The 12807-nt window shown below is 71.9% G+C and carries 10 protein-coding genes; 2 read left to right on the top strand and 8 right to left on the bottom strand.

The genetic code is table 11. The features are described 5' to 3' along the window. The first annotated feature begins 14 nt into the window (after window positions 1-14). Window positions 15-1991, top strand: coding sequence for an N-acetylmuramoyl-L-alanine amidase (locus ACFYRX_RS20830; RefSeq protein ID WP_389101609.1), 1977 nt, complete (start codon window positions 15-17; stop codon window positions 1989-1991). A gap of 137 nt (window positions 1992-2128) precedes the next feature. On the opposite strand, the gene ACFYRX_RS20825 is transcribed toward ACFYRX_RS20830, so the two are convergent. The 8 genes from ACFYRX_RS20825 to ACFYRX_RS20790 all read right to left on the bottom strand — a co-directional run bounded on the left by ACFYRX_RS20825 (window position 2129) and on the right by ACFYRX_RS20790 (window position 11014). Further along, window positions 2129-2623 carry a hypothetical protein gene (locus ACFYRX_RS20825; protein ID WP_389101608.1) on the bottom strand — a complete coding sequence of 165 codons (495 nt, stop codon included), beginning with the start codon at window positions 2621-2623 and terminating at the stop codon, window positions 2129-2131. Between the two features lie 102 nt (window positions 2624-2725). Then, window positions 2726-5608 carry an ATP-binding protein gene (locus ACFYRX_RS20820; protein ID WP_389101606.1) on the bottom strand — a complete coding sequence of 961 codons (2883 nt, stop codon included), beginning with the start codon at window positions 5606-5608 and terminating at the stop codon, window positions 2726-2728. A 123-nt stretch (window positions 5609-5731) separates the two neighbouring features. Continuing rightward, complete coding sequence (locus ACFYRX_RS20815; protein WP_389101604.1) at window positions 5732-6328, bottom strand: hypothetical protein; 597 nt, start codon at window positions 6326-6328, stop codon at window positions 5732-5734. Between the two features lie 244 nt (window positions 6329-6572). Then, window positions 6573-6815: a DUF397 domain-containing protein gene (locus ACFYRX_RS20810; RefSeq protein WP_328744573.1), complete on the bottom strand. Its 243-nt coding sequence runs from the start codon at window positions 6813-6815 to the stop codon at window positions 6573-6575. A gap of 95 nt (window positions 6816-6910) precedes the next feature. Continuing rightward, the gene (locus tag ACFYRX_RS20805) at window positions 6911-8077 is read right to left on the bottom strand and encodes a thiolase domain-containing protein (protein WP_389101602.1); all 1167 of its coding nucleotides are present in this window, start codon (window positions 8075-8077) and stop codon (window positions 6911-6913) included. Continuing rightward, on the bottom strand, window positions 8074-9138 hold the full coding sequence (locus tag ACFYRX_RS20800) for a thiolase domain-containing protein (protein ID WP_389101600.1): 1065 nt from the start codon (window positions 9136-9138) through the stop codon (window positions 8074-8076). The genes ACFYRX_RS20805 and ACFYRX_RS20800 overlap by 4 nt, the downstream gene beginning before the upstream one ends. Then, window positions 9135-10076: an OB-fold domain-containing protein gene (locus ACFYRX_RS20795; RefSeq protein WP_389101598.1), complete on the bottom strand. Its 942-nt coding sequence runs from the start codon at window positions 10074-10076 to the stop codon at window positions 9135-9137. Before ACFYRX_RS20795 ends, ACFYRX_RS20800 begins: the two co-directional genes overlap by 4 nt. 137 nt (window positions 10077-10213) lie before the next feature. Further along, entirely contained in the window at window positions 10214-11014 is an 801-nt protein-coding gene (locus ACFYRX_RS20790; RefSeq protein WP_389101596.1) for a crotonase/enoyl-CoA hydratase family protein, read from the bottom strand. A gap of 175 nt (window positions 11015-11189) precedes the next feature. Here ACFYRX_RS20790 and ACFYRX_RS20785 point away from each other — a divergent pair, with 175 nt between their 5' ends. Continuing rightward, complete coding sequence (locus ACFYRX_RS20785; protein ID WP_389101595.1) at window positions 11190-12803, top strand: acyl-CoA synthetase; 1614 nt, start codon at window positions 11190-11192, stop codon at window positions 12801-12803. The last annotated feature ends 4 nt before the right edge of the window (window positions 12804-12807 follow it).

Here is a 12807-nt window from a genome sequence, read left to right as displayed (position 1 = left end):
CCCAGGAGGCTGCATTGCGAGGATCCTCGACCGACCCCAACAGAGCCGCCGGATCCGCCCGGAGAGTGGTCGGCACCCTGGCGGGCGCGGCCCTGCTGCTGCCACTGCTCGGCGCCGCCCCGTCCGAGGCGGACCGGTCCGCGTCCGGGGTGTCCTCGGCGGGCCTCCAGCGGGCCTTCGCCTCGGCCGCCGCCGAGTACCACGTGCCGCAGAGCGTCCTGCTCGGCGTCTCCTATCTCCAGTCGCGCTGGGACGGCCACGCCGGAGCGCCGAGCGTCACCGGCGGCTACGGTCCGATGCACCTCACCGACGCCCGTACGGCACTCGCGTCGGCACCGCACCACAGCGAGGGCACGGAGGACGCCCGCGGTGACAGCGCCCGCGCGGCCCTGCTCCCCGAGGCGAGGATTCCGGTGACCAGCGACGTCCCGGCCCGGCTGGAGACCCTACCGAAGGCGGCCGGGCTGACCGGTCTGAGCGCCGGGGAACTGCGCGCCGACCCCGCGGCGAACGTCGCCGGAGGGGCCGCCCTGCTGGCCGCCGCCCAGAAGGAACTGGGCGAGCCACTGAGCCAGGACCCGGCGGACTGGTACGGCGCCGTGGCCCGCTTCTCCGGCGCGGACGACAGCGCGACGGCGGCCGCGTACGCCGACGACGTCTACGACGTGCTGCGCACCGGCGAGGAGCGCACCACCGACGCCGGTCAGCGGATCGCCCTGGCCGCCCAGCCCGGTCTCGCCCCCGACACCGCCCAGCTCACGCGGGCGGGCCTGCGGAAGCTCGACACGGGCAGCACCGAGTGCCCGCGGACCGTGTCCTGCGAGTGGATCCCGGCGCCGTACAAGGAGTTCGGGGACAACGACTACGGCAACCACGACCTGGGCGACCGCCCTGCCTCGCAGAGCATCAAGTACATCGTCATCCATGACACGGAGGGCGCCTGGGAGGGTGTCCTCAACTTGGTACAGGACCCGACCTATGTGTCGTGGAACTACACCCTGCGCTCGACCGACGGTCACATCGCCCAGCACGTGAAGGCGAAGGACGTGGCCTGGCACGCGGGCAACTGGTACATCAACGCCAAGTCGATCGGTCTGGAGCACGAGGGCTTCCTGGCCAATCCGGACGCCTGGTACACGGAGGCGATGTACCGGTCCTCGGCGCGGCTGGTGCGGTACCTCTCCGCGAAGTACCGCATCCCGCTGGACCGGCAGCACATCATCGGCCACGACAACGTGCCGGGTCCGACGACCTCGACCGTCGCCGGCATGCACACGGACCCCGGCCCGTACTGGGACTGGCGGCACTACTTCGAGCTGCTGGGCCACCCCTTCAGGTCCACCGCAGGCCGGCAGGGCGGCATGGTGACGATCCGGCCGGACTACGCGGCCAACCAGCCGCAGTACACGGGCTGCGTCGCCAAGGGGCAACCCTGCGCGTCCCACGGTTCGAGCGAGGTGCGGCTCTACTCCGCACCCGACGAGAGCGCCCCCCTCATCACGGACATCGGTGTCGGCAAGGTCCCCACGACCGACGTCAACGACCTGTCGTCGCGGGTCTCCACCGGCCAGCAGTACGCGGTCGCCGACCGTGCCGGCGAGTGGACGGCGATCTGGTACCTGGGGCAGAAGGCCTGGTTCAGAAACCCGAGGAAGCACCCCACGGCGGTCAACGCCTCCGGCCTCGTCGTGACACCGAAGGAAGGACTCGACAGCGTCCCGGTGTACGGCCGCGCCTACCCCGAGGCCTCCGCCTATCCGACGGGGGTGCCCGCGCAGGCGGTGTCACCACTGCCGTACAAGGTGCTCAAGGACCAGAGGTACGTGGTCGGCGACCGGGTGCCGGGTGAGTACTACTACGCGGTCACGTTCGCGACCGGATCGCACCGGGTCGTGGTCGGCAAGGATCTGTACTACGAGATCCAGTACGGCCACCGGGTGGCGTTCGTGCGGGCGGCGGACGTCGACGTGAAGCGCTCGGCCCGGCACTGATCGGGACAGGTTCCCTGGTGGGCGACGTCCGGCAGGTGGCGGTTGCACTCATCGCGGGTGAGGCCGCCACCTGACCGTCGGCACCCGGCGGTCCCGGAAGGAGGCTGGCCTCCCTCGGTGAGCCGCGCCCCCGACGGTCATCCCTGCTGGAAAAGCTCCGCGGGCAGCGGCTTCAGGAGGGCGTAGAGGTCGTCCGTGATGGGGCGGTCCCAGGCGGCGATGGTCACCAGGACGTTGTCGCTGCGGTCGAACTGGACGCAGGAGATCCGGCTCTCGGAGAGCTTGAGGCGGCGCACGATCAGCAGGTTGTCGCCCTGCATCACCGGCATGTCCTCGCTGCTGACGACGGTCACCTCCTCGTCGTTCTCCAGCGCGATCAGCAGCTGCGCCACCTCGAAGGGAACCTGGCCCTCGGGCACCTCCCGGGCCGGGGCGCCCTCGGGGAGGTTGCCGATGACCATGGCGGGGCCGCGGCCGCCGAAGAGGTCGTAGCGCAGGAAGACGCCCTGGCAGGTGCCGTCGGGGGCGGGCAGGAGCCCGGCGCCGAGGTTGCCGGGCCAGTCGCCCGGGTCCATGGCCAGCACGTCGAAGTCTGGACCGGCGGGAGTGGCGCGACGGCGGAGGAACGACATGCGCCCATGGTACTGGGACGCGCAGGTGGTCGGGCGACCGCGGGTGAGCGGGCGTTGACCACTTCTGCACGGCGCGGCCGCGACTCGGTGGGCCCGCACTCCTCAGGCGGGATCGACCACGTCCCGCAAACCGGTGCTGTCCGTTCCCAGCTTGCGGTAGACCGCGGACAGCAGGCGCACCGCCGTCGGCTCGTCCACGTGCATCTCCTTCGCCGTCTCGGCCTCCGTGCGCCCCTGTGCGGCCAGGCCGGCCGCCGTGCGCTCGCGCGCCGTGAGGGTGTCGGTCTCCGTGCTGTGCAGCCGGCGGGGGCGCAGGCCGGCGGCGGCCAGTTCGTCGCGAGCGGTCTCGACCAGGCCGTCGGCGCCGCACTGCACGGCCGTGTCCAGGCCCCGGTAGAGGTGTTCCGCGGCCTCGCGGGCCCGGCCGGTGCGACGGAGTTCCGTGCCGAGGGCCACCAGCGCGCAGGCGAGCTCGTAGGCGGCCGGGGAGCGCTCCAGGTGGGTGACCGACTCCTCCAGGAGTTTCACGCGGGCCGAGCCCGAAGAGACCTCCGCGGCCAGCCGCAACGCCTGGCCCACGGCGGACGGGGCGCCGAACTGGCGGGCGCGGGCGACCGCTTCGAGGGCGGTGACGACGGCGCGCTCCGGGGCGTCGTGGCTCTCGGCGCGGGCCAGGTGGAGCTGCCAGGGGCACCATGCGGGGTTGCGCATGCCGCGCGGTTCCAGGCGGCGACCCGCGGCGGCCAGCTCGGCGGCCGCTTCCTTGGGGAGGCCGCGGGCCAGCAGGAGCTCGCCGTACACGGTCTGGGCGTCGGGGAAGACCACGACGGCCGGGAACGGGGCGTTGAAGGAGTAGTCCTCGGCGACCCGGGCGGCCTCGGTGACCCGGCCGCGGGCGAGAAGTACCTCGATGAGGATGCCCACGGCGTACCAGTGGGCCGGGGTGCCCGGGCCGACTCGCTCGGCGAGACGCAGTCCCGCGCGGACGAAGTCCTCAGCCTCGGCGAGACGGCCGCGGCGGAAGCGGACGTAGGCGAGGAGGGTGTAGGCGAAGGAGAGGTGGGCGCCGCGCCAGCCCTGCCGTTCGAAGTCGGCGATCCCGGCGGCGAAGAGTTCCTCGGTACGGCCGGGGCGGTCGGCGTACATGAAGGCGAGGGCGACCAGGACGGGAACCTCGAAGCCGCGGTCGGGGTCGGCCCAGCCCAGGCCCCCGGCGAGGGCGCGCTCGGCGTGGTGCAGGGCGACGTGCGCGGGTTCGCCGCGCAGGACGGCGTCCCAGGTGCGCAGACCGATGATGTACCGCTCGGTGAGGTCGCGGCCGGTGAGCCGGTCGGCGAGTTTGGTGAGGCGCCGGGAGCGTGAGGGGTGGTCGGGTTCGTCGGCGCGGAAGGCGTCCCACATGAACTGTTCGGCGACCATGCGCAGCTTGACGCGGGCGTCGCCGGTGACCTTGATCTCGCGGGCGAGGGTGTCGGACGCCTCGGCGAGGCGGTCGCTGTGGGCGAGGACCTGGGAGAGCCGGTAGACGATGCGGTGGCGCAGGTCGGGGGCGGCGATGGGCTCTTCCAGGGCGGCGCGCAGGTGGTTGACCGTGGTGGCCGGTTCGGTGAGCAGGGAGGCGCTGCCCAGCTCGTACAGGACGGTGGCCCGGTCCTCGAAGGCCGGGGGTTCGCGCAGGGCGCGGGCGAGGTAACTGCGGGCGGCGTCGGGCGCGCCCGAGCGGAGGGTCTCGGCCGCGGCGGCGCGCAGTTGCTGCACGACCCAGGGGTCGCCGTCGGGGTGGGTCTCCAGGAGATGGCGGGCGGCGGCGGCCGAACCGCGTCCGTCGTTGACCACGCACCAGGCGGCCTGGCCGTGCAGCGCGACCCGGAACCCGGCCGGGATGGCCCGGTACACGGCGGTCGCGATGAGCGGGTGGACGAACTCCAGGGACTCGACACCGGTGAGGATGCGCGCGCCGCGCAGCGCGTCGGCCGCGTCGGCGGCCTCCTCGTGGCCGAGGCCGGCGACGGCGGCGGCGAGCAGCGGATGGATCTCGGTGCCGAGGACCGCGCAGGCCCAGGCGAAGCGGACGGTCGAGGTGCCGAGGCGTTCCAGGCGGGCGACCAGGCCGCTGCCCTTCACCGCGGCCGCGAGATCACGCAGCAGGTGCGCCGCGCCCTCGGTCGGGGCGAAGCCGCGGTCACGCACCTTGGCGGCCAGTTCGACCGTCTCGAAGGGGTTGCCCGCGGTGACGGCCCAGCACTCCCGGCAGAACGCGTCGTCGGCGTGCACGCCGAGCGCCTCCCGTACGAGACGGGCGACGGCGACGGCGCTGAACGGTTCCAGGTCGAGCGGGCGTCCGCCGGCCCGGCCGGGCAGTGCCCTGAACGGCTCGGCGTGGTCGGGGAGTTCGTCGGGCCGGTAGGCGACGACGACCAGGATGGGGAGTTCCTCGACACGGGGTGCGAAGGCGGCCAGCCAGCGCAGCGATTCGGGGTCGGCCCAGTGGGCGTCGTCCAGCACCAGCACCATGGGGGCGCGCAGGACGGCGAGATGGGTGAGCACCCAGTCGAGTCCGTCGCGCAGGCCCTGCGGGTCGGGCGGCGCACCGTCGGTGGGGGCGCACAGGCCGAGTGCGGGACCGACGATGTCGTACCAACTGCCCAGCTGTGCCCGGAGATCGGCTTCGGCCGCGCCGGCGAACTGGGGTTGCAGGAGTTGCCGGGCGACATGGAAGGCGACGCGCTGCTCCTGGTCGCCGCCACGGGCGGCCAGCACGGTGCAGCCCCGGGCGGCGGCGCGGCGGCGGACCTCGGTGAGCAGGGTCGTCTTGCCGATCCCGGCCCGCCCTGCGACGGCGAGCAGGGCGCCACGCGGGCCTGTGTGGGGTTCGGCGCCGTCCGTGCGCAGCCCGGTGAGCTCTCCCAACGCCTCGTCGACGGCGGCGAGTTCACTCTCCCGCTCCAGGAGAGCTTTTCTGCTGCGCGCGCTGCGCTGCACCATGGCGCACCCCCCGTCACGATGGCGGACCCGCGCGGGGAGCGAGCGCGCACCGTGACCTACAGGCACCTCAGCGTACGCCTCCGGGGTGCCGGGCGGGCCCTTGTCGGTCCACTGGGGACCTGCCTAGAAGACGTGTTCGTACAGGACGGCGAGCCCGTAGGTCAGGCCGCCGACGGCACTCGCCGCTGCGAGCACGAGTACCGTCAGCGGACCCGTCGCCGACGCGGCGACCCAGCCGCACAGGGTGAGCCCCGTGATCATCCCGAAGCCGAGGACCAACAGCCCCGTCACCGTCAGGGCCGCCCAGCCGGACACGGCTCTGAAGCCCAGTGTCTCCAGGCCGACGAGCGGCTGGTCGCGTACGGCGATCGTGGATCCGATGCGGGCGTCGGCCGCGATGACCGCGTCGGTGTCGATCGACCGGCCGTCGGCGGACAGCAGTTGACCGTGGCATTCCGTCATCGGCTTGTTGCCGTTCCGCACCACCGCGCACGCGTCCACACGCAGGTACTCCGAGGTCCCGGTCAGTCCGACGGCGCCGGCGAGCATCAGGCCCGCATAGCCGGTCAGCACCACGCCGAACGCGATGCCCACCAGGGCCGCAAAGGCCCTGCGCACCCTCTCGCGCAGCCGCTCCGGCCGCCGGTTCCGCTGTGCCTCACGGAACGCCCGCAGCCGTTCGGCCTTCTTGAACCGCTGCCTGGCCGCCTTCGACGTCACGGCCCCTCCCCCTGCGCCCTGTGCCGCTCGCCATGCCGGGCCACCCCGGCCCCGGTGAAGGGGCGGTTCGCACGACTCCTGCGACGAATGATCCTCCAGGACGTGACGCACACGGCGCGGGGGGCATGGCAACGGCCGCCGGAGTACGACGCGTTCGGCGCCGCCGGCCCAGTGTCCGGCCCCGGCAGGAGGTGGGCCGCGTCGGGCGTTCCGTCCCGGGCGGCGCACCCCCGTGTGCTCACCCTCAGGTGAGGTCGAACTCTCCTTCCCGCGCCCCTGACACGAACGCGCCCCACTCCGCGGGGGTGAAGATCAGGGAAGGGCTCTCCGGGCGGCCACTGTTGCGCATCGCGATGAACCCCTCGACGAAGGCGATCTGGACATCCCCCCGACCGCGGCTGCTCGAGTGCCAATCGGCGTTGCTCAGGTCCAGCTCCGGCTTGTCCCAGCCCATGAGCGGCTGCTGCTGGATGGTGGTCTCGGCCACGTCCGTGCTCCTCCCGATTGCGTCGTCCGCGGCCAGCCTAGCGATCCACTTCGGCCGCCGACAGGCCACGTGAGGGGGACCTTTCCGCAGGCATTTCACGCATCCGGGGGTTCGGACCCCACGAGCCACATGGAGAAGAACTGGGATCCGCCGCCGTAGGCGTGTCCGAGGACCCTGCGGGCGCCGTCCACCTGGTGTTCCCCGGCCTGTCCGCGGGCCTGGAGCGCGGCCTCCGCGAAGCGAATCATGCCGGAGGCGCCGATCGGGTTGGTGGACAGGACACCGCCCGACATGTTGACGGGAAGGTCGCCGTCCAGCTCGGTGACCCCGGCCTCGGTCAGCTTCCAGCCCTCGCCCTCGGCGGCGAAGCCGAGGTTCTCCAGCCACATGGGCTCGTACCAGGAGAACGGCACGTACATCTCGACGGCGTCGATGTCGCGGCGCGGGTCGGCGATCCCGGCCTGCCGGTACACGTCGGCCGCGCAGTCCTTGCCGGCCTGCGGCGACACCGCGTCCTTGCCGGCGAAGAGGGTGGGCTCGCTGCGCATGGCGCCGCCCAGCATCCAGGCGGGAGGCCTGGGAGCGCGGGCGGCACCGGGCCGGTCGGTGAGCACCATCGCGCAGGCGCCGTCGGAGGACGGGCAGGTCTCCGAGTAGCGGATCGGGTCCCAGAGCATGGGCGAGGCCTGGACCTTCTCCAGGGTGATGTCGTGCTCGTGCAGATGCGCGTACGGGTTCTTGAGGGCGTTGCGGCGGTCCTTGTACGCCACCAGCGAGCCGACCGTGTCGGGCGCGCCGGTGCGCCGCATGTACGCGCGCACGTGCGGTGCGAAGAAGCCGCCGGCACCGGCCAGCAGGGGTTGCTGGAAGGGGATCGGGAGGGACAGGCCCCACATGGCGTTGGACTCGGACTGCTTCTCGAAGGCGAGGGTGAGGACCGTGGAGTGTGCCCGGGAAGCCACCAGGTTGGCGGCTACCAGTGCCGTGGACCCGCCGACGCTGCCGGCTGTGTGCACGCGCAGCATCGGCTTGCCCACCGCGCCGAGCGCGTCGGCCAGGTACAGCTCCGGCATCATGACGCCCTCGAAGAAGTCGGGCGCCTTGCCGATCACCACGGCGTCGACGTCGGCCCAGGTCAGCTCGGCGTCGTCGAGCGCCCTTCGGGCCGCCTCCCGGACGAGCCCGGCGATCGACACGTCCCGGCGGGCCGCGACGTGCTTGGTCTGGCCGATGCCTACGACGGCCACGGGCTCCTTGCTCATCGGGGATCCCCTTCGAGTACGGCGACCAGGTTCTGCTGGAGGCAGGGCCCGGAGGTGGCGTGGGCGAGGGCCCGGTCGGACTCGCCCCGGTGGATGCGGGCGGCGGCCTCGCCGATGCGGGCGAGCCCGGCGGCCATCATCGGGTTGGCTGCGAGGGCCCCGCCGGACGGGTTGACGACGACCTCGTCGCCGAGCCCGAGGGCCTTGCGCAGGACGACTTCCTGGGAGGTGAACGGCGCGTGCAACTCGGCTGTGTCCACGGGCCGTTCGAAGGCGCCCGCCTTCTCGGCGGCGAGGCGGGTGGAGGGCGATTCGGTGAGGTCGCGGACGCCGAGGGAGTGCGCCTCGATGCGGTGGTCGATCCCGCGGATCCAGGCGGGGCGTGAGCACAGTTCCCTGGCCCGCTCCCCGGCGGCGAGGATCACCGCGGCGGCCCCGTCGCCGATGGGCGGGCAGTCGCCGGTGCGGAGCGGCCGTACGAGGTAGTCCCCGTGCGGAACCGGGCCTTTGAGCTGGGCGCGGGGGTTGTCGGTCGCGCGGCTGCGGGCGCCGATCGCGGCGAGTTCGGCCTCGTCCGTGTCGCCCGCGTCGATGAGGGCCTGGGCCTGGAGGGCGGCGAGGGCGACGGAGTCGGGCCACAGGGGGGCGACGTAGTACGGGTCGAGCTGGCGGGTGAGCACGTCGCGCAGGGAGCCGGGCGACGACTTGCCGTAGGAGTACACGAGCGCGGTGTCGGCGTCCCCGGACAGCAGCTTGGTCCACGCCTCGTACAGCGCCCACGCCCCGTCCATCTCGACGTGCGACTCGGAGATCGGCGGCCAGGCGCCGACGCCGTCGAGGGCCAGGGTGAAGGAGAAGGCACGCCCGGCGAGGTAGTCACAGGAACCGGAGCAGGTGAAGCCGATGTCGGCGGTCTTGAGGCCGGTCTGCGCGCGGACGTCGTGCAGGACCGGCATGAGCATCTCCACCTCGGAGACGTCCGAGGTGGAGCGCAGGGTGTCGGACTGGGCGAAGGCCACGACGGCGATGTCGCGGGGCTCCGGGGCTGCTTCGCTGGTCACAGGAGCTCCTTGTACGTCTCGTAGTCCGCGTCGGGTTCGCCGCTCGGCCGGTAGTGGTCCGGGTAACTGCCGCCCTCGCTCCACACCGGCACCACCCTGAGACCCATGCGCACCTGGTCGTACGGGATGCCGCCGATCCGGCCGTGCAGGGCGAGGTCGGCGCCGTCGAGGGCGATGTGGGCGTAGACGTACGGCACCTCGATGTCGAGGTTCTTCGCCTTGATGTTGACGATGCAGAACGTGGTGACCGTGCCGCCCGGCCCTACTTCCACCTGTTCCGATGTGGCCACGCCACATGTGGGGCACGCACCCCTCGGCGGGACGTACACCTTGCGGCAGGACGGGCAGCGCTCGCCGACGGCCCGGCGTTCGGCGAGGGCGTTGATGTAGGCGGTCTGGGCGCGGCCCGGTGAGTAGGTGTAGTCGAGGCGGGCCTGGGCGACGATGCCGTGCACCGGGTCCTCGAACTCGCCCGCGTGGACGGTGACCGTCGAGTCGTCGCCGTCGTACGGCTCGAAGCAGGCGATGTCGGTGATGGCACCGGTGGGCTCCTCCGCCCAGCGGATGCGGACGCGCATGCCGGTGCGGACGGCGTCGGGGCCGGGGGCGTCGAGGGCGTGCAGCAGGGCGGTGTCGGCGCCGTCGAGCTTGACCAGGACCCAGGCGAAGGGCGTGTCCAGCGGCTGGCTGCGACGGGGTTCGTGGTTCCAGGCCCAGGTGGTGACGGTGCCGGTGGTTCCGACGTGCACGAGTTCGCTGATCTCCTCGGCGGTCACGGGGTCGTACTCGACGGGCGGGACCAGGGTGCGGCCGTCGCGGGTCTTGACCCCGAGGACCACGCGTTCACGAAGACCGGTCAGGAAGGCGCTCTGGACGGGGCTGAGAGAGCGAGTGAAGGGAAATTCGACGACGAGCGGGGCCTTGAGTACGTCGGCCATAGACGCGTGCCTCCTTAGGGGGCGGTGGGAAGTCGCCCCTTCAGGGGCGCGGGGCGGTGACATGTGCGGCTCCGCCGCGTGGGCGCGACCAGCCACAACGAAGGCGCAGCTCGAAAGCGGCCGAACCCGACACAGCGCTACGCCCGCTTGTAAACGGCTGGCCGCTTCTCCGCGAAGGCACGGGCGCCTTCCTTCGCATCGGCGGTGTCAAAGACCGGCCACCCCCGCTTCAACTCGGCGGCCAGCCCATCCGTCTCCGTCATCTCCGCCGTCTCGTACACCGAGGCCTTCACCGCCTCAACCGCCAACGGACCGCACCCGTTGATCAGTTCGGCGATCTCCAGGGCCTTGTCGAGAGCCGTGCCGTCCGGGACGACATGCCCGATCAGGCCGATGCCGGCGGCCTCCCGTGCGGTGTACGGCCGCCCCGTGAGCAGCATCTCCAGCGCATGGGTACGCGGGATCTGCCGCTGCAGGCGGACCGTGGAGCCGCCGATCGGGAACAGGCCGCGCTTGACCTCGAAGAGGCCGAAGGTCGCGGACTCGCCGGCGACCCGGATGTCGGTGCCCTGGAGCATCTCCGTGCCGCCTGCCACGCAGTAGCCCTCGACCGCCGCGATCACCGGTTTGCGGGGTCGGTGGTGGCGCAGCATCGCCTTCCAGTGCAGGTCCGGGTCGGCGGTCAGCCGGTCGCGGTACTGCTCGCCTCCGGTGCCCTTGCCCGCGAGGGCCTTGAGGTCCATGCCGGCGCAGAACGAGTCGCCGGAGCCGGTGAAGACGATCGAGCGGATCGAGTCGTCCGCGTCCGCCTCCACCCAGCCGTCGTAGAGGCCGACCAGCATCGGCAACGAGAGCGCGTTCTTCGCCTCCGGCCTGTTGAGCGTGAGCACCAGTGTGGCGCCCTCGCGCTGGATGTCGAGGTGTTCGGTCCCACCCATCGCCCGTCTCCCCTCTGCCAGAACGAGAACAGGTTGCAGGAGGCGCCGAAGCACTTCAAGGGTTTTCTGACAGTCAGTCAGATTTCTTCGCGCGAACCCTTCACAGTCACGCCGCCCTTTGCTCTGATGACGGCGAACCGCCACAGAGCCGGACCGCACCAGCACAGGAGGAACGGTGGAGTACAACCTTGCCGACCTGTTCGAGTCGGTCGTCGACGTGGTGCCGGAGCGTGCGGCGCTCGCGTACCTCGACATTCCCGGTACGGGTGCGGAGCACCGGCTGACGTACGCGGAACTGGACGCCGCGGCCAATCGGATCGGCCACCATCTGCTGGACAGCGGGATACGGCCCGGCGAGCACGTCGGGCTGCACCTCTACAACGGCGTGGAGTACGTGCAGACGCTGCTGGGCTGCATGAAAGCGCGGATCGTGCCGGTGAACGTCAACTACCGTTACGTGGAAGACGAGTTGGTCTATCTCTACCGGGACGCCGATCTGACCGGCCTCGTCTTCGACACGGAGTTCTCAGGCCGGGTGGCGGCAGCGCTGCCGCGCGCGGAACGGCTACGGCATCTGGTGCGGGTCGGGGCCGCGGAACCGACCGGACTGCCGGTGGTGGACTTCGCCGACGCGGAGGCCGCCGGGTCGGCTGAGCGCGGGTTCCCGGCGCGCTCGGGCGACGACCAGTTCATCATCTACACCGGCGGCACCACGGGCATGCCCAAGGGCGTGATGTGGCGTCAGGAGGACCTGTTCTTCTCGGGGTTGGGCGGCGGGGCACCGACCGGCGAACCGGTCAAGAGGCCCGAGGAGCTCGCCGAGCGGGTCGCCGCGGGCGGTTCGGGCATCACCTTCTTCCCCACTCCCCCGCTGATGCACGGCACCTCCACGCTGACGGCGCTCATCGGCTTCAACTTCGGCCAACGGGTCGTACTGCACCGCAAGTTCGAGCCCGAAGAGGTGCTGCGGACCATCGAGGCGGAGCGGGTCAACGCGATCTCGCTGGTGGGCGACGCGATGCTGCGGCCCCTCATCGACGCGCTGGAGGGTCCGATGAAGGGCACCGACATGTCGTCGGTGTACAGCGTGTCCTCGTCGGGCGCGATCATGTCGGACACGGTGAGCAGGCAGTTCCGGGCACTCGTCCCGAACGCCATGCTGCTCGACAACTTCGGCTCCTCCGAGTCCGGCTTCAACGGCACGGCGACCGACGACTCCGGGCCCGAGCGGGGCTTCCGCGTCCGGGTCAACTCCCGTACGCAGGTGGTCGATCCGGCCACATACGAACCCGTCGCCGTGGGCGAGGTGGGGCGGGTCGCGCAGTGCGGACACGTCCCGCTCGGCTACTACAACGACCCGCGGAAAACCGCCGAGACCTTCTTCGAGAAGGACGGGCAGCGATGGGTGCTGCTGGGCGACATGGCCACCGTCGACGAGGAGGGCGTGGTCACCGTTCTCGGACGGGGCTCGCAGTGCATCAACACGGGCGGCGAGAAGGTGTACCCGGAGGAGGTCGAACAGGCCCTCAAAGCGCATCCGGACGTGTACGACGCGCTCGTGGCCGGAGTGCCGGACGTGAAGTGGGGGCACCATGTGGCGGCGGTGGTGCAGCTGCGCACGGGGGCGTCCCGGATGTCCCTGGACGAACTCCAGACGCACTGCCGCCCGCGGCTCGCGGGGTACAAGGTCCCGCGTCAGCTGGTGATAGCGGAATCCATCCACCGCTCCCCGAGCGGCAAGGCGGACTACCGGTGGGCCCAGAAGGTGGCGGTGGCGGCGGACGGGTGAGGGC

Source organism: Streptomyces sp. NPDC005374 (assembly GCF_042872225.1).
Taxonomy (GTDB): Bacteria; Actinomycetota; Actinomycetes; order Streptomycetales; family Streptomycetaceae; genus Streptomyces.
This window is presented reverse-complemented; position numbering and strand designations above follow the sequence as displayed.

What these genes read in the sequence shown, in the direction of transcription:
- ACFYRX_RS20825 (WP_389101608.1), bottom strand. Translation starts at nt 2,623, where the DNA reads ATGTCGTTCCTCCGCCGTCGCGCCACTCCCGCCGGTCCAGACTTCGAC.
- ACFYRX_RS20820 (WP_389101606.1), bottom strand. Translation starts at nt 5,608, where the DNA reads ATGGTGCAGCGCAGCGCGCGCAGCAGAAAAGCTCTCCTGGAGCGGGAG.
- ACFYRX_RS20805 (WP_389101602.1), bottom strand. Translation starts at nt 8,077, where the DNA reads ATGAGCAAGGAGCCCGTGGCCGTCGTAGGCATCGGCCAGACCAAGCAC.
- ACFYRX_RS20795 (WP_389101598.1), bottom strand. Translation starts at nt 10,076, where the DNA reads ATGGCCGACGTACTCAAGGCCCCGCTCGTCGTCGAATTTCCCTTCACT.
- ACFYRX_RS20790 (WP_389101596.1), bottom strand. Translation starts at nt 11,014, where the DNA reads ATGGGTGGGACCGAACACCTCGACATCCAGCGCGAGGGCGCCACACTG.